Consider the following 16,589-nt stretch of genomic DNA (forward strand, 5'->3'; position numbering starts at 1 on the left):
GACGAAACCCTGCCGGGCAGGGTTTCGCTAAGGCCCGTCCTAGAGCGGACGCAGCGCTACGATCAGATGCGGAACTGGGCCACCAGCCGCTGCAGCTGCTCGGCCAGGCCGTTGAGCTCGCGGGCCGTCTGCGCGCCCTGTGCGGCATCGCTGGCGACGCCGTCCACCGCATCGGCGATATGGTGCACGCTGCGGTTGATCTCCTCGGCCACTGCGGTCTGCTCCTCCGCGGCGGCGGCGATCTGCGCGTTCATCGAATTGATGGTGCCGATCAGCGCGGAGATCGCATCCAGCGACTCACCGGCATGATTGGCATGCTCGCGCGTGCTCTCGCCTTTCTCGCCGGCGCGCAGCATGGTGCCTACGGTGTGGGACGTGGCGTTGCGCAGCCGATCGATCATGCCCTGAATCTCGCCGGTACTCTGCTGGGTGCGGCTGGCCAGCGCGCGAACTTCGTCGGCGACCACGGCGAAACCACGTCCGGCCTCGCCCGCACGGGCCGCCTCGATGGCGGCGTTGAGCGCCAGCAGGTTGGTCTGCTCGGCGATGGCGCGGATCACGTCGAGTACGCCGACGATGCCTTTCACGTCCTGCTGCAGGCCATCCAGCGACTCGCCGCTGCCGCGCAGCTCGCCCACCAGCTCGTGGATCTGCTGGATGCTCTGATCCACCACCTGCTTGGCTGCGCGCCCCTGCTGATCGGTCTCGCGCGCCGCCTCGGCCGCGCGCTGGGCGCTCATCGCCACCTCGTGGGCGGCGGCGGACATCTCGTTGATCGCCGTGGCGACCTGATCGGTCTCGCTGCGCTGATCGGCCATGGCCTGCTCCGAGCGCTGCGCCTGGCTGGCCACCGCGCTCACCAGCCCGGTCAGCTGCGTGGTGGTACCGGCAACCTGGCGCACCAGCAGATGAATCTTCTCGACGAAGCGATTGAAGGAGGTCGCCAGTTCGCCCAGCTCGTCGCGGCTGGTCACGGGCAGGCGCTGGGTCAGATCGCCGTCACCCTGGGCCATGTCGTCCAGATTCTGCTTGATCTGCAGCAGCGGGCGCAGGATGGCGTTGCTCATCAGTATGGCGAGGCCGGCCATCAGGATCAGCAGCAGCGCCGCTGCGACGAGCATGATCATGGTCAGGCCGTCGATACGCGCCTGAAACACAGCGCGGGCTTCGACCACGTCACGCTCGACGTCATCCAGGTTCAGCGAGGTACCGAACACCAGGTTCCACTTGGGCAGATGCTCCGCATAGCCCACCTTGGGCACCAGCGCATCGCTGCCCGGCACGGCGAAGCTGTAGTCGACGAAATGGCTGCCGTCCTGCCCGGCCTTGACCAGCTCGCGAATGGCGTAGACGCCGTTCGGGTCACGGTAGTCCGCGAAGCTTTCGCCGATGCGCTCGCGCGTGGCCCCCTGGAACACTCGGCGTGACTGACCATCGTAGCCCCAGAAATAGCCTTCGCTGCCATAGCTCAGCCGCTCGAACACGGCGACCGCCTGGTCGCGCGCCTGCAGGTCGCCCTCGGCAGAGCGTTCGTAGATCGGCCCGATGGCGTTGCGCGCCAGCTCGACGTAGTGCTTGAGCTCGGCACGGCGGTCGCGAATCAGGTTGGCGCGGGTCTGCGCTTCCTGCTGGTCGGCCAGATCCTGCAGCTGTAGCACCGAGACCCCGCTGAGCATCAGGGTCAGCAACAGAATCGGGCCAAGCGCGAGCATGAGCAGCTTCGCCCGCAGACGTAAGGAGGACAGCATGTCGGCAAACCCCTATAAAAAGCACGGTTAAGTAGTGCCATTGTGCCACCGACTACATGCCTAGAAGAACGCGACTAAATGCCAATTCAAGGGAACGGCCGCTGCTGCCGATGAACGCCGTTCGCATAAACGAAAAAACCCCGCCGAGGCGGGGTTTCTTGTAGGCGCTGCGCGCTTACTTCTTGTGGCCCAGCTTGCGCAGTTCCTCGTCGCGCAGCTCGCGACGCAGGATCTTGCCGACGTTGGTGGTCGGCAGGCTTTCGCGGAACTCGACATAGCGCGGCCGCTTGTAGCCGGTCAGGTTGTCGTGCATGTGCTGCATGACCTGCTCCTTGGTCAGGCTCTCGCCCGGCTTGACCACCACGAACAGCTTGATCGCCTCACCGGACTTCTCGTCCGGCACGCCGATGGCGGCGCACTGCAATACGCCCGGCAGGCTGGCCAGCACATCTTCCAGCTCGTTGGGATACACGTTGAAGCCGGACACCAGGATCATGTCCTTCTTGCGGTCGACGATGCGGATGTAGCCATCTTCCTGGATGACGCCGATATCGCCGGTCTTGAACCAGCCGTCCGCGTCGATCACCTCGTCCGTGGCCTCCGGCCGCTGCCAGTAGCCCTTCATCACCTGCGGCCCCTTGATGCACAGCTCGCCGATTTCGCCCTGCGCCAGCTCCTGGCCGTCATCGTTGATGACCTTGAACTGCGTGGATGGCACCGGAATGCCGATGGAGCCGAGTTGGATGTGCTCGATGGGGTTGACCGAGGCCACCGGACTGGTTTCGGTGAGGCCGTAGCCTTCGCAGATCGGACAGCCGGTGACCTGCTTCCAGCGCTCGGCCGTGGCCAGCTGCAGCGCCATCCCGCCCGACAGGGTGACCTTGAGCGCCGAGAAATCGAGCTTGCGGAAGTCTTCGCTGTTGCACAGCGCGACGAACAGGGTGTTGAGCCCGACGAAGCCGCTGAAGCGGTACTTGCCCAGGTCCTTGATCATCGCCGGCAGATCGCGCGGATTGGAGATCAGGATGTTGTGGTTGCCGCTGAGCATCATCGCCATGCAGTGAAAGGTGAAGGCGTAGATGTGATAGAGCGGCAACGGCGCGATCAGCACTTCGCTGCCGTCATTGAGGTTCGCGCCCATCAGCGCCTTGCACTGCAGCATGTTGGCAACGATGTTGCGGTGCGTCAGCATGGCGCCCTTGGCCACGCCGGTGGTGCCGCCGGTGTACTGCAGCACGGCCACGTCTTCGCTCTTGGGCGACGCTTCGCGCACCGCCTTGCCGCGGCCGAGCGCCAGGGCATCGTTGAGCTTCACCGCTTTCGGCAGGCTGTAGGCCGGCACCATCTTCTTCACGTGCTTGACCACCGCGTTGATCAGCATGCGCTTGAGCGGCGGCAGCATGTCGGCGACTTCGGTGATGACGACGTGCTTGATGCCGGTCTTGGGCAGCACTTCCTCGGCCAGGTGCGCCATGTTGGCCAGGCAGACCAGCGCCTTGGCGCCGGCGTCGTTGAACTGGTGTTCCATCTCCCGCGCGGTGTACAGCGGGTTGGTGTTGACCACGATGAGCCCGGCGCGCATGGCGCCGAACACCACGATGGGATACTGGATGAGGTTGGGCAGCTGCACCGCGATGCGGTCGCCAGGCTGGAGATCGGTGTTCTGCTGCAGGTAGGCGGCGAAATCGCCGGACAGCTTGTACAGCTCACCGTAGGTCAGGGTCTTGCCGAGATTGCTGAACGCCGGCTTGTCCGCGAAGCGCTCGCACGACTGTTTGAGCACAGCCTGGATGTTCTGGTACTCGTCGGGATTGATCTCGCTGGCGACCCCAACAGGATACTTATCCTTCCAGAAGTTATCGGTCATGAACCCCACTCCTAAGCAACCGCTTTATCACTGCGCGATGGCAGCTGTTTTGTTGTGATTTGTTAACTTTTGTACCGCTGATCGGGCAAAAAGCGTTCCCGAGGTTAGCAGCTTTGCAGGGGAGCGAATAGAGTCCGCGAAGGAGGCTTTCGACATAAAGTGACCGGAACAAATATCCCGGTCACTTCATTCCTTGTCTGCGACAGGCGCCGTGCTCGCGCCATCAGGCGCTTTCGCGCAGCTCCCGGCGCAGGATCTTGCCGACCGGTGTCATGGGCAATGCATCGCGGAACACGTAATGGCGCGGCATCTTGTATCCGGTGAAATTCTCCCGGCAGTAGGCGTGCAGTTCTTCCTGGGTCAGCGTCGGGTCGCTCGGTACGACGAACAACTTGACCGCCTCGCCGGATTTCTCGTCCGCCACGCCGATGGCGGCGCAGGCTGCCACCTTGGGATGAGCCATCACCACGTCCTCGATCTCGTTGGGATAGACATTGAAGCCCGAGACGATGATCAGGTCCTTCTTGCGGTCGACGATGCTGACGAAACCGTCCTGGTCGATCACGGCGATGTCACCGGTTCGCAGCCAGCCCTCTTCGTCTAGCACTTCCGCCGTCGCCTCGGGGCGCTGCCAGTAGCCCTTCATCACCTGCGGTCCCTTCACGCACAACTCGCCGCGCTCGCCCAGCGGCAGGGCATTGCCCTCGTCGTCGATGACTTTCAGCGTGGTGCCGGGCACCGGCAGGCCGACGGTACCCAGCCGCGAATGCTCGCCGTGAGGATTGGCGCAGACCACCGGCGACGTCTCGGTCAGCCCGTAGCCTTCGACGACGGTGCAGCCGGTCATGTTCTTCCAGCGCTCGGCCACCGCCGAAACCAGCGCGGTGCCGCCCGAATTGGTGCCCTTGAGGCGGGAGAAGTCGACCTTCTTGAACTGCGGATGGGCCATCAGCGCGACGAACAAGGTGTTGAGGCCGAGGAAGGCGGAGAACTGCCAGCGCTGCAGCTCCTTGACGAAGCCATTGATATCTCGCGGGTTGGTGATCAGCACGTTGTGGTTGCCGGTGACCATCATGCACATGCAATTAACCGTGAAGGCATAGATGTGATACAGCGGCAGTGGCGCGATCATCACCTCCTGGCCTTCGCGGATCACCGGGTGACCCTGGGCGTCGAGCTGCTGCATGTTGGCCCGCACCTGCTGCATGTTGGCCACCAGGTTGCCGTGGGTCAGCATTGCGCCCTTGGCCACCCCCGTGGTGCCGCCGGTGTACTGCAGCACAGCGATGTCATCCAGGCTGAGCGGCGTCGGCTTCAGGCTGTGGCGCGCGCCGTCGCGCAGCAGGTTCTTGAAGGCGACGGCCTGCGGCAGGCTGTAGTCGGGCACCATTTTCTTCAGATGCTTGACCGCCGCATTGACCAGCGCCCCGCGCAACGTCGGCAGCATGTCGCCGATCTGCACCTCGATCAGGTGCTCGATGACGGTGTCGGCCAGCACCTCCTGCACGTGGTTGCCGAACGTATTGAGGTACACCAGCGCCCGCGCGCCGGAATCCTGAAACTGGTGGCGCATCTCCCGCGCGGTATACAACGGGTTGGTGTTGACCACGATGAGCCCCGCACGCAGCGCGCCGAACACCGCGACCGGGTACTGCAGCAGGTTGGGCATCTGGATGGCGATGCGATCACCGGGCTGCAGATCGGTGTGGTGCTGCAGCCAGGCGGCGAACGCGGCGGAGTAACGTTCCAGATCGGAATAGCTGAGGGTCACGCCCATGTTGCTGAACGCCGGGCGGTCGGCGTGCGCCTTGCAGGCGCGCTCGAACACCTCCACGACCGAGCGATAGGCAGCGAGATCGATGTCGTTGGGCACGCCGGCAGGGCGTTTGTCATTCCAGAATTCAGGCTGCATTGTTATTGGCCTCTTTACCTGAGAGTGTCTGGCCCACGCACAGCGGGCTCTGGCGAACTTAGCAGGTCGGCGTCGCGGCGCAACAGCCCGAGCCGCATTAATCACCGCTGTGAATCTTTCATCACGGCATCACGCGGTCCGGCGCCGGGACAAGCGCAGCCCATGCCTCTAGAATGCAGCCCCAGCGCGCGGCACCGGCCAGCTCGGATCGCGCGAGCCGCTTCGATCCATCGGGCGCAGCATCCGGTGCGCCGACCAGCCTGAGGACAATCCATGAGCACGATCAGCAACACGCCTTACGCCGACCTGGAGGTCGGTCAGCAAGCGAGCTACGAAAAACACGTCGAGGAAAAGGACATCCAGCTGTTCGCCGCGATGTCCGGTGATCGCAACCCGGTGCACCTGGATGCCGAGTTCGCTGCCGGTACCCTGTTCAAGGAGCGCATCGCCCATGGCATGTTCAGCGGCGCGCTGATCAGCGCCGCGGTCGCCTGCACCATGCCTGGCCCAGGCACCATCTACCTGGGCCAGACCATGAAGTTCACCCGTCCGGTGAAGATCAACGACACGCTGACCGTGCGCCTGGAAATTCTCGAGAAGCTGCCAAAGAACCGCGTGCGCATCGCCACCCGGGTGTTCAACCAGAACGACGAACTGGTGGTCGACGGCGAAGCCGAAGTGCTCGCCCCGCGCAAGCAGGAAACCGTCGAACTGAAGGAGCTGCCGCCGATTTCCATCGGCTGAGTATTTCCAGGTTCGCCACCGGTTGGCGACGGCAGATGGAGGGCGCCCGAGCGGCGCCCTCTTCATTTCTACCGCGCCTGTCGGCAGGGAGCCGGCCCCGGACGGGGGACAGGCACAAGGCTATTACGGCCTTTGGCTACGCCCCCGTGCACTTCCCGCTGGAAGGATGCCGATCCGATCACGCGCGTCGACCATCCAGCGAGCAGTACAAAAAGAACAACAACGGGACCCTCACCCATGCTCATTCGCTCGATCGCTCACTGGCGCCTGGCGGCGCTGCTCCTCGGCGGCTTGCCGCTGGCCGTGCCATCCGCTTCGGCTGTTCCGCTCGACCCTGGCGCGGACGAGGCCCTGCTCTACTACCAACGCGCCGACGGCGACTACAACGGCTGGGGCCCGCACCTGTGGAACACCGCCGACTGCAGCGGCAGTGCGACCGAAACCAGCTGGACGCAACCGCTCGCGGCGGCGGAGACCGACCCGGAGCATGGCGCGCTCTACCGCATCCCACTCAGCGCCGACGCCAGCTGCCTGAACCTGATCATGCACAAGGGCGACGAGAAGGATCTGGGCGGTACCGACCTGGTCTGGCGCTTCGACGAACTCGGCCGTCGCGTCTTCACGGTCAGCGGCAACCCGCAATTGTCCAGCACGCCAATAAGCGGCAGCGCCGTGGCGATCAAGGGCGCCCGTGCGCACTGGCTCGATCCGTTCACGCTTGCGCTGGTGGGCGGCGCTCCGGGCGCCAGCCGCGTCGAGCTGCGCTATGCCCACGATGCCAGCATTCGCATCGACAGCGAGGCGCGTACCGTCAGCGGCGGACAGGCGCTGGCGATGCAACCGGCCAGCCTGCGCAACGGCCTCAAGCGCCAGCACCCGCATCTGGCCGATGCCCCGGCGTACCGGATCAAGGCCAGCGCACATGCCCTGCGTCGCGCCGTGATGAGCCAACTGGTGGTGGTCGCCTATGACGCGGACGACCGGGTTATCGATGCCACCGAAGTGCAGACCGCCGGCATCCTCGACATGCTGTTCGCCTACAACGGTGAGCTGGGTGCAACGCTCGATGGCAGAGGTGTGTCCTTCAAGCTCTGGGCACCGACCGCACAGCGGGTTCGCCTGCATGTGTTCGATGCGTCCAAACGGCTGCTACCGGGATACCCCAAGCCTATGCGGGAGCGACTCGGCGTCTGGAGCCTGGAAGGTCCGCGTTCGCTGGATCGGCAGTACTACCAGTACGAAGTCACCGCCTACCGCCCCAGCACCGGCAGGATCGAGACGACGCTGGTCAGCGACCCCTACGCCCTGAGCCTGTCACGCAACAGCCAGTACGCCCAGGTGGTCGACCTGAATGCCGATGATCTCAAGCCCGCCGGCTGGGATGCGGTGCGTCCGCCACGCCCGGAGCGCCCTGAAGCGAGCGTGATCTACGAAACCCACCTGCGCGATTTCAGTGCCAGCGACGCCAGCCTGCCGGCCGCGCTGCGCGGCACCTACGCCGCGTTTACCCGACCTGACAGCAACGGCATGCGGCACCTGCGCGACCTGCAGAAGGCCGGGCTCACCCACGTCCAGCTGCTGCCGGTGTTCGACATCGCGACCATCGACGAAGACCCCGCCCGGCGGATCAACCTCGACGATCCCTTCGCCAAGCTCTGCGACCTCTCGGACCAGGCCCGCCAGCGCTGGGCGCAATACTGCAGCGCGGCAAGCATCCGCCAGGTGCTGCAGGGCTTCGACCCGGCCAGCGGCCAGGCGCAGTCACTGTACAACGACTTGCGCGGGCTGGATGACTTCAACTGGGGCTACGACCCCTTCCACTTCACCGCGCCCGAGGGCAGCTACGCCAGCAATGCCGAAGGCGTGCAGCGCATCATCGAGTTCCGCCAGATGGTGCAGGCCTTGGCCGGTAACGGCCTGGCCACGGTGATGGACGTGGTCTACAACCACACCAACGCCTCCGGCCTGGCTGACAAATCGGTTCTGGACAAGGTCGTGCCCGGTTACTACCACCGCCGCAACCCCACCACCGGCGCGGTCGAAACCTCGACCTGCTGCGAGAACACCGCCAGCGAGCACCGCATGATGGCCAAGCTGATGATCGACTCGCTGAAGGTCTGGGCCCGCGACTACAAGATCGCCGGTTTTCGCTTCGATCTCATGGGTCACCACATGCGCGAGCAGATCGTCGATGCGTATCGCGCGGTCCGCCGCATCGATCGCGAGACCTATTTCTACGGTGAAGGCTGGGAATTCGGCGAGGTCGCCGGCAATGCGCGCGGCATCAATGCCAACCAGCTGAACATGGCTGGTACCGGTGTCGGCACATTCAACGATCGACAGCGTGATGCGGTACGCGGCGGCAGCCCCTTCGATGGCGGCGACAGCATCCGTAGCAACCAGGGCTTCGCCAACGGGCTTTACCTGCGACCCAACGAGCTGAGCGGCGCCGGGGCTCAGGAAAAAGCGCAACTGCTGCACGCCGCCGATCTGATCCGCGTCGGCATCGCCGGCGGGCTGCGCGATTTCCAGTTCGTCACCGCCGACGGCAGCACGCGCAAGGGCAGCGAGATCGACTACAACGGCCAGCCCGCCGGCTATACGCTGGACCCGCAGGAAACCGTCAACTACGTCTCCAAGCACGACAACCAGACGCTGTGGGACAACAACCAGTACAAGTTCGCCAGCAGCCTGTCGGTTGCCGACCGGGTCCGTCTACACCTGGTGGCGCTGTCGGTGCCGCTGTTCAGTCAGGGCGTGCCGTTCATTCATCTCGGCTCCGACATCCTGCGTTCAAAGTCCATGCAGCGCGACAGCTACGACTCGGGGGACTGGTTCAACGCGGTGGATTTCAGCTACCAGGACAACAACTGGAACAAGGGCTTGCCACGCGCGGACAAGGACGGCGACAACTGGCCGCTGATTCGCAGGATCATCGTCGACCCACAGGCCAAACCGGGCACCACCGACATCGTCGCGGCGAAACGACGTTTTCTCGAGCTGCTGAAGATTCGCAGCGATAGCCAGCTGTTCCAGCTCGACAGCGCCCGCGAGGTGCAACGGCGCCTGCAATTCCACAATACCGGGCCTGAACAGCTGCCTGGAGTGATCGCCTTTAGCCTGGCGGATAACCCGCGCGAGGGGCGCGACCTGGACCGCCGCTACAGCGCTTTGATGGTGGTAATCAATGCATCGGACAAGCGGGTTCGCCTGCCGGCCGCCGATGGCTATCGGTTGCATCCGGTGCTCAAAGCCTCGGTCGACCCGATCAACCGCCAGGCAACGGTAAGCAATGGGATGTTCGAGGTTCCGGCGTTCACGACGACGGTGTTCATCCAGCCCCAGACCCGTCGATAAATCGCGCGCAAAAAAAAGGCGACCATAGGTCGCCTAAATGCCTTGCGTGCTCTTTGAATCTGGAAGAACTCAGCGCTTCTTGTGCGCGTCCTTCCAGATGAAATATCCGAAGCCTCCGAGGAAGGCGACCATCAGGCCGACCGTGACCACCCCTGCGAGCACCACATTATCGACAAACATGAGACCTACCTCCGAAACCTGATTCGCTGTTCGATGGGTTCAAGGTAAACCCGGGCGACCGGGAAAAAATTGACCCGCGTCAATGGCCGCAAGATGCCGATCCCAGGCGCGCGCAACGACTGATCCAGGTCAAGAAAACGGGGGTATCAGGAACGAAACGGGGGCGATTCCGCCGCCGAGCGCATGCAGCGCGAATAGCGGCATTGGGTACTAATAACGAAACGGTATGAAACGGAGATAGGTGGGAGTGAGTGACGTTCAGCGTTTCTTCGAGGGCTTCTTGCCCTTCTACTTCTTCTTCGGCTTGCCAAGCGGCAGGACCTGCTCGAAGGTCTTGCGCATCTCCTCGAGTCGCTTGTCGTTCAGGTCGTGAATGCGGCGGGCACGTTCGGCGCTGAAATCGATCAGGTTCTCGTCACTGCTCATGTGGTTGGTCTCGGTGGATCAGGCGAAATGTCAGGTTGAGACGCGGCTGCGATACCTTGCTGGTCCGCGCGATCTGATGTTGCCAATGATGCTGCGTGGCGCCACTCATGACCAGCAACGAACCATGTCCCAGAAGCAGCGAATGCTGAATCCGTCCACTGCCCTTGCGCCGCAGGTCGAAGCGCCGCTCGGCTCCCAGGCTCAACGATGCCACGACAGGATTGCGGCCCAGCTCGCCTTCGTCGTCACTGTGCCAGCCCATGGCATCGCCGCCGTCGCGATACAGGTTGAGCAACACGCCATTGAAGCGATGCCCCGTTTCGCGCTCCAGACGCTGACGGACCTCCTGCAACAGCGGTGTCCAGGCCAGCGGCTCATGCTGCAGGCCGGAATAGCGATACGCTGCCTGCGAATCACCGTACCAGGCCACCAGGCGCGGCACCGCGACCTGGCGGCCGTAGAGGCGTATCTCCGGCTGCGTCCAGGGCGTGGCGAGGATCAGCTCCTGCAGCCAGGCATCGGCGGTATCGCTGTCAACCCAGTCCGCTCGGTAGTCCAGCGCTGCATCGGGCAGCTCGATCGATGGAACATGGCGCGGGCCGCTCGCAGGCACATCAGACCTCGACATCGACCCAGAGCCCTTGGCGCGGCAGTTCTTCGAGCGCGGCCTGATCCTGCTCGTCGGTCTCGCCCTTGGCCAGCTCCTCCGGGGTATAGCCGCGACGCTGCCGCCGCCGTTGCTCGTCGCGCAGCATTTCCGCGCTCTCCTGCGGATGCCGGCGGTCGAGCGTGACGGCGCTTTCGTCGGAGCTCGCCTGTACGGGTGTTACCGGCGCCACCTCGGGGCGTGGCTTGACCACGTCCTGCTGGGCGGCAACCGGAATCACGCCGGTTGGAATGGGTGGCAGCATGCTGATGGCCCTCCTTACCTGTGAGTCGGCGCGGCACCGGTCAACTTTAACAGGACCGCTACACTTCATGCGTCGAGCAGTCGCCATCGGCGTCGCTCTCCCGGCGACGTTCCGTTACCATAGCCGGCTTTTTCACAGCGGGAGGCAGCATGGCGCAGCAGTATCTACCGGGGCAACGCTGGATCAGCGACAGCGAGGCGGAACTCGGCCTCGGAACCATCCTCACTCAGGATGGACGGATGCTCACCGTGCTTTACCCGGCGACCGGCGAAACCCGCCAGTATGCGACGCGCAGTGCGCCACTGACCCGCGTACGCTTCGTCCCGGGAGACGAGATCACCCACTTCGAAGGTTGGAAGATGACCGTGCGCGAGGTCGATGACGTCGATGGCCTGCTGGTCTATCACGGTCTGACCGCGCAGAACGAAGCCCGCACCCTGCCGGAAACCCAGCTGTCGAACTTCATCCAGTTCCGCCTGGCCAGCGACCGCCTCTTCGCCGGCCAGATCGACCCGCTGGCCTGGTTCAGCCTGCGCTACCACACCCTGCAGCACCAGAGTGCCCAGCTGCAGTCCTCGCTGTGGGGCCTGGGTGGCGTGCGTGCACAGCCCATCGCGCACCAACTGCACATTGCCAAGGAGGTCGCCGACCGCATCGCCCCCCGCGTGCTGCTGGCAGACGAGGTGGGCCTGGGCAAGACCATCGAAGCCGGCCTGATCATCCATCGCCAGCTGCTCTCCGGCCGCGCCAGCCGGGTGCTGATCCTGGTTCCGGAAAACCTCCAGCACCAATGGCTGGTGGAAATGCGTCGCCGCTTCAATCTGGAAGTCGCGCTGTTCGATGCCGAGCGCTTCATTGAGAGCGATGCCAGCAACCCGTTCGAAGACACCCAACTGGCGCTGGTGTCGCTGGAGTGGCTGAAGGAAGACGAGCGCGCCCAGGATGCCGCCTTCGCCGCCGGCTGGGACCTGCTGGTGGTGGACGAGGCGCACCATCTGGTCTGGCACCCGGAAAGTGCCAGCGCCGAATACCGGCTGGTCGAACAGCTGGCGGAAGTGATCCCCGGCGTGCTGCTGCTGACCGCGACCCCGGAACAGCTGGGCCTGGACAGCCACTTCGCCCGTCTGCGCCTGCTCGACCCGAATCGCTTTCACGACCTCGACGCCTTCCGCGCCGAGAGCTCCAGCTACCAGCCAGTGGCCGAAGCCGTGCAGGAACTGCTCGACGAGGGTCGTCTCTCGCAGCAGGCTCATCAGACCATCCATGATTTCCTCGGCGCCGAAGGCGAAGCCCTGCTCGCCGCCGCCACCGATGGCGATATCGAGGCCAGCAGTCGGCTGATCCGCGAGCTGCTCGACCGTCACGGCACCGGCCGCCTGCTGTTCCGCAATACGCGCGCCGCCGTGCAGGGCTTTCCCGAGCGCCAGCTGCACCCCTACCCGCTGCCCTGCCCCGCCGAATACATGGAGCTGCCGCTGGGCGAGCACGCCGAGCTGTATCCGGAAGTCGCCTTCCAGAGTCAGCAGGAACCGGCCGACGAGCAGAATCGCTGGTGGCAGTTCGACCCGCGTGTCGAGTGGCTGATCGACACCCTGAAGATGCTGAAGAAGTACAAGGTGCTGGTCATCTGCGCCCATGCCGAGACTGCGCTGGATCTGGAGGACGCGCTGCGCGTGCGCTCCGGCATCCCGGCCACGGTATTCCACGAAGGCATGAGCATCCTCGAACGCGACCGCGCCGCGGCCTACTTCGCCGACGAGGAGTTCGGCGCGCAGGTGCTGATCTGCTCGGAAATCGGCAGCGAAGGCCGCAACTTCCAGTTCAGCCACCATTTGGTGCTGTTCGATCTGCCGGCTCATCCGGACGTGCTCGAGCAGCGCATCGGCCGCCTCGACCGTATCGGCCAGCAGCACACTATCCAGCTGCACGTGCCCTATCTGGAAACCAGCCCGCAGGAGCGCCTGTTCAAGTGGTACCACGAAGCGCTGAACGCCTTCCTGGCCACCTGCCCGACCGGCAATGCCCTGCAACATCAGTTCGGCCCGCGCCTGCTGCCGCTGCTGGAAGATGGCGATGACGACACCTTCCAGGGCCTGATCGACGAAGCCCGCGCCGAGCGCGAGCGCCTGGAAGCCGAGCTGCATGCCGGCCGCGACCGTTTGCTGGAACTCAACTCCGGCGGTGGCGAGCAGGGCAAGGCGCTGGTGGACGCCATCGAGGAGCAGGACGACCAGTTCGCGCTGCCGATCTACATGGAGCAGCTGTTCGATGCGTTCGGCATCGACAGTGAAGACCACTCGGAAAATGCCCTGGTGCTGCGCCCCAGCGAAAAGATGCTGGACGCCAGCTTCCCGCTGGGCGACGACGAGGCCGTGACCATCACCTACGACCGCGAACAGGCGCTGGCCCGCGAAGACATGCAATTCCTCACCTGGGAACATCCCATGGTGCAGGGCGGCATGGACCTGGTGCTGTCCGGATCCATGGGCAACACCGCGGTGGCGCTGATCAAGAACAAGGCGCTCAAGCCGGGCACCGTGCTCCTCGAACTGTTGTTCGTCAGCGAGGTGGTGGCGCCGCGCGCCCTGCAGCTGAGCCGCTTCCTGCCGCCGCTGGCGCTGCGCTGCCTGCTCGACGGCAACGGCAACGACCTGGCGGCCAAGGTGGCCTTCGACACGCTCAACGATCAGCTGGAAAGCGTGCCACGCGCCAGCGCCAACAAGTTCGTCCAGGCCCAGCGCGACGTGCTGGCCACGCAGATCGCCGCCGCCGAGGCCAAGATCAAGCCGCGCCATGTCGAACGCGTCGCCGAAGCCCAGCGCAAGCTCAAGGCCGGGCTGGACGAAGAGCTTGCCCGACTGGTGGCCCTGCAGGCCGTCAATCCGAGCGTGCGTGACAGCGAAATCGAAGCGCTGCGCCAGCAACGCGAGGACGGTCTGGCGGCACTGGAAAAGGCCGCCCTGCGCCTGGAAGCGATACGCGTACTGGTTGCCGGATAAGCTGGCGCGTTCCGGCCCTGACCGGCGGGCTGAGGCCCGCCCCCAGGGCCACGTGCGAAGCTAACCGCGCTCCGCCCGGGCGATGCACCAGTAGGCCGCCATTCGGGTGACCAGCGCCTTCGGCCCCTCGGCGTAGAGCCGCCGGCCAAGGCGCAGCGCTCGTTGCTGCAGCTGCTCGCGGCGCTGCTGGATACAACGCTGCAACTGTTCTCGAGTCTCCGGCGCGCCGAACAGATCGGGCTCGCGCCCCATCAGCTGGGCCATCATCGCCAGGTCATGGTCATCGCCCAGGGCATCGGCGACCTGCTTGAGCTGATCGGCGCGGCTTTCCAGCGCGTCCGGCCAGCACGGCGAAAGCAGCTGGCAGTGATACCAATGATCCTTCACCCGCTTGCGCCACTCGTGCAGCAGCTCGTCCGAAGCATCCCGTTCCGCCCGCGCCAGATCCCGCACGCCGTCGCTGTAGGTGCGGCGCAACCCGTTGGCGAGCAGCCCGAAGCCCTTGCCGGACAGCTTCCAGTGCTGCATTTCCTGGGTCAGCGCACGCAACTCACCCAGCACTTCGGCCAGCTCCGCGTCGAAATCCGCGTGCACCTCGCCATCCGGCGCGGCGCGCTGCTGCAGTTGCAGGCGAATCTGGCGGAACGCGTCGCTGACGAACAGTGGCTGGTTGGCCCGTGCCAGGGCGTCCCAGCTTTCCAGCATCGCCGCGGCATCGCGGGACTCGGCCAGGCGCCGCCCCACGTCGCGCAGCCGCCGGTTGTCGAGCTTGAAACGTGCACCGAGCGGCTCGCGTACCAGCCGCAACAGGGCTCGCAGTTCCTTGAAGCGCTTGCGCGCCTGATGCACCCCTTCCGCGCGCTCATCCGCCTCGACCGTAAGCGCCTGGATCGCCTTGTCGATGCGCTGCAGGGCGGCCTTGCGCACTTCCTTGGCGGCGTTGCGAGTAGGTCGGATGCGATAGGCCATCGAATTGCTCTCCATGAAGACGCTCCGCTTGAGCACCGTTAATGGGACCCGCAGCCTGCACCCGACGTTGACCCGTCAGTGTGAAGTTTTTGTGTCAGCGAATGACGTTGCGGCCCGGCTCAACCGTAGCGCTTGCGCGCCTCGATGGCCAACCCGCTGCCGATGCTGCCGAAGCGGTTGCCCTCCACATGGCGCGCCCGCGGCAGCAACCCGGCGACGCTGTCGCGCAACGCGGGAATGGCGCTGGAACCGCCGGTGAAAAACACCGTGTCGACCTCCTCGGCACGCACCCCGGCATCGGCCAGCAGCTGCTTGATGCTGGCACCGATGCGTTCGAGCAGCGCGGCGATGGCGCTCTCGAAGCCCTGCCGGCTCAGCTCGACCCGCAGATCCGGCTCGATGCGCTGAAAATCGATGGCGAAGCGCTGCTGCTCGGTGAGCTCGATCTTGCCCTGCTCCACCTGCATCGCCAGCCAGTGGCCGGCGCGCTGCTCGATCAGGCGGAACAGCCGATCGATGCCGGTGGGATCGACGATGTCGTAGCGCATGCTCTGCAGCGCGCGCTGCGACGCCGGGGCGTAGACCGCGTTGATGGTGTGCCAGGTGGCGAGGTTGAGGTGGGTGCTGGTGGGCATCGGTGCATCGCTTTTCATCCGGCTGCCATAGCCGAACAGCGGCATCACCCCGTGCAGGCTGAGCTGCTTGTCGAAGTCGGTGCCGCCGATATGCACGCCGCCTGTCGCGAGGATGTCCGCCTGCCGGTCGTCCACCGCACGGCGCTCGGGCGACAGGCGCACCAGCGAGAAGTCGGAGGTACCGCCGCCGATATCCACGATCAGCACGCGCTCCTCGCGCTCGATGCGCGACTCGTAGTCGAAGGCCGCGGCGATCGGCTCGTACTGGAAGGACACCTCGCCGAAGCCGATCTTGCGCGCAGCCCCCGCCAGGGTCTCGGACGCCTCGCGGTCGGCCTGCGGATCATCGTCGACGAAGAACACCGGCCGGCCCAGCACGACCTCCTCGAAAGGCCGGCCCGCCGCGGCTTCTGCCCGCTGTTTGAGGGTGCCGAGAAACAGCCCGAGGATATCCTTGAACGGCATGGCGCTGCCCAGCACGGTGGTTTCGCTCTTCAGCAGCTTGGAGCCGAGCAGGCTCTTGAGCGAGCGCATCAGTCGCCCCTCGTAGCCTTCGAGGTACTCGTCCAGCGCCTGGCGACCGTAGACCGGGCGACGCTCTTCGAGATTGAAGAACACCACCGAGGGCAGCGTCGGCTGGTCACCTTCCAGTGCAATCAGCGGATCGACATCCGGCCGCCACCAGCCGACCGTGGAATTGGAGGTGCCGAAATCGATGCCGCAGGCGCGGGCAGGTGAAGCGTTGAACATGGTGTGGTCCGCGGGTACAGAAAAAACGGCCGCGCAGTGTAATGGAGGTAGCACCCGCTTGCAGGCCTATCGTCGGCTGCCGCAGCCAAGG

12 protein-coding genes are annotated in these 16,589 nt (G+C 64.9%); 3 read left to right on the forward strand and 9 right to left on the reverse strand.

Going from position 1 to position 16,589, the window contains the following annotated elements; translation table 11 throughout:
• Window positions 1-62: 62 nt before the first annotated feature.
• From ACVRRC_RS13045 to fadD2, 3 genes are all read right to left on the reverse strand, one after another.
• Window positions 63-1,748 carry a methyl-accepting chemotaxis protein gene (locus ACVRRC_RS13045; protein WP_472997091.1) on the reverse strand — a complete coding sequence of 562 codons (1,686 nt, stop codon included), beginning with the start codon at window positions 1,746-1,748 and terminating at the stop codon, window positions 63-65.
• Between the two features lie 175 nt (window positions 1,749-1,923).
• Window positions 1,924-3,615: a long-chain-fatty-acid--CoA ligase FadD1 gene (gene fadD1, locus ACVRRC_RS13050; RefSeq protein ID WP_014597354.1), complete on the reverse strand. Its 1,692-nt coding sequence runs from the start codon at window positions 3,613-3,615 to the stop codon at window positions 1,924-1,926.
• Window positions 3,616-3,838: 223 nt separating this feature from the next.
• The gene (gene fadD2, locus ACVRRC_RS13055) at window positions 3,839-5,527 is read right to left on the reverse strand and encodes a long-chain-fatty-acid--CoA ligase FadD2 (RefSeq protein WP_472997092.1); all 1,689 of its coding nucleotides are present in this window, start codon (window positions 5,525-5,527) and stop codon (window positions 3,839-3,841) included.
• A gap of 273 nt (window positions 5,528-5,800) precedes the next feature.
• On the opposite strand from fadD2, the gene ACVRRC_RS13060 reads away from it, so the two are divergent.
• The gene (locus ACVRRC_RS13060) at window positions 5,801-6,271 is read left to right on the forward strand and encodes a MaoC family dehydratase (RefSeq protein WP_011914063.1); all 471 of its coding nucleotides are present in this window, start codon (window positions 5,801-5,803) and stop codon (window positions 6,269-6,271) included.
• A gap of 237 nt (window positions 6,272-6,508) precedes the next feature.
• On the forward strand, window positions 6,509-9,628 hold the full coding sequence (gene pulA / locus ACVRRC_RS13065; protein ID WP_472997095.1) for a pullulanase-type alpha-1,6-glucosidase: 3,120 nt from the start codon (window positions 6,509-6,511) through the stop codon (window positions 9,626-9,628).
• 69 nt (window positions 9,629-9,697) lie between these two features.
• Here the strand turns inward: pulA and ccoM are convergent, their stop codons facing one another.
• The 4 genes from ccoM to ACVRRC_RS13085 form a co-directional block, all read right to left on the reverse strand.
• Entirely contained in the window at window positions 9,698-9,808 is a 111-nt protein-coding gene (gene ccoM, locus ACVRRC_RS13070; protein ID WP_011914065.1) for a cytochrome c oxidase subunit CcoM, read from the reverse strand.
• A 288-nt stretch (window positions 9,809-10,096) separates the two neighbouring features.
• On the reverse strand, window positions 10,097-10,234 hold the full coding sequence (locus ACVRRC_RS13075; protein ID WP_472997096.1) for a hypothetical protein: 138 nt from the start codon (window positions 10,232-10,234) through the stop codon (window positions 10,097-10,099).
• Complete coding sequence (locus tag ACVRRC_RS13080) at window positions 10,224-10,847, reverse strand: alpha-ketoglutarate-dependent dioxygenase AlkB family protein (RefSeq protein ID WP_061374225.1); 624 nt, start codon at window positions 10,845-10,847, stop codon at window positions 10,224-10,226. Before ACVRRC_RS13080 ends, ACVRRC_RS13075 begins: the two co-directional genes overlap by 11 nt.
• Before the next feature lies 1 nt (window position 10,848).
• Window positions 10,849-11,145 carry a hypothetical protein gene (locus tag ACVRRC_RS13085; protein ID WP_011914069.1) on the reverse strand — a complete coding sequence of 99 codons (297 nt, stop codon included), beginning with the start codon at window positions 11,143-11,145 and terminating at the stop codon, window positions 10,849-10,851.
• 149 nt (window positions 11,146-11,294) lie between these two features.
• On the opposite strand from ACVRRC_RS13085, the gene rapA reads away from it, so the two are divergent.
• A complete protein-coding gene (gene rapA, locus ACVRRC_RS13090) occupies window positions 11,295-14,144 on the forward strand; it encodes an RNA polymerase-associated protein RapA (RefSeq protein WP_472997097.1) in 2,850 nt (949 codons plus the stop codon).
• A gap of 60 nt (window positions 14,145-14,204) precedes the next feature.
• Here the strand turns inward: rapA and ACVRRC_RS13095 are convergent, their stop codons facing one another.
• Complete coding sequence (locus ACVRRC_RS13095; RefSeq protein ID WP_081104925.1) at window positions 14,205-15,128, reverse strand: CHAD domain-containing protein; 924 nt, start codon at window positions 15,126-15,128, stop codon at window positions 14,205-14,207.
• A 104-nt stretch (window positions 15,129-15,232) separates the two neighbouring features.
• Window positions 15,233-16,498, reverse strand: coding sequence for an Hsp70 family protein (locus ACVRRC_RS13100; RefSeq protein WP_014597360.1), 1,266 nt, complete (start codon window positions 16,496-16,498; stop codon window positions 15,233-15,235).
• Between the last annotated feature and the right edge of the window lie 91 nt (window positions 16,499-16,589).

Source organism: Stutzerimonas sp. LR2 (assembly GCF_055755175.1).

Excerpts from the sequence above, each read along its gene's own strand:
- ccoM (WP_011914065.1), bottom strand. The coding sequence starts at position 9,808 with ATGTTTGTCGATAATGTGGTGCTCGCAGGGGTGGTCACGGTCGGCCTG.
- ACVRRC_RS13045 (WP_472997091.1), bottom strand. The coding sequence starts at position 1,748 with ATGCTGTCCTCCTTACGTCTGCGGGCGAAGCTGCTCATGCTCGCGCTT.
- pulA (WP_472997095.1), top strand. The coding sequence starts at position 6,509 with ATGCTCATTCGCTCGATCGCTCACTGGCGCCTGGCGGCGCTGCTCCTC.
- rapA (WP_472997097.1), top strand. The coding sequence starts at position 11,295 with ATGGCGCAGCAGTATCTACCGGGGCAACGCTGGATCAGCGACAGCGAG.
- ACVRRC_RS13060 (WP_011914063.1), top strand. The coding sequence starts at position 5,801 with ATGAGCACGATCAGCAACACGCCTTACGCCGACCTGGAGGTCGGTCAG.
- ACVRRC_RS13095 (WP_081104925.1), bottom strand. The coding sequence starts at position 15,128 with ATGGAGAGCAATTCGATGGCCTATCGCATCCGACCTACTCGCAACGCC.
- fadD2 (WP_472997092.1), bottom strand. The coding sequence starts at position 5,527 with ATGCAGCCTGAATTCTGGAATGACAAACGCCCTGCCGGCGTGCCCAAC.
- fadD1 (WP_014597354.1), bottom strand. The coding sequence starts at position 3,615 with ATGACCGATAACTTCTGGAAGGATAAGTATCCTGTTGGGGTCGCCAGC.
- ACVRRC_RS13100 (WP_014597360.1), bottom strand. The coding sequence starts at position 16,498 with ATGTTCAACGCTTCACCTGCCCGCGCCTGCGGCATCGATTTCGGCACC.
- ACVRRC_RS13085 (WP_011914069.1), bottom strand. The coding sequence starts at position 11,145 with ATGCTGCCACCCATTCCAACCGGCGTGATTCCGGTTGCCGCCCAGCAG.
- ACVRRC_RS13075 (WP_472997096.1), bottom strand. The coding sequence starts at position 10,234 with ATGAGCAGTGACGAGAACCTGATCGATTTCAGCGCCGAACGTGCCCGC.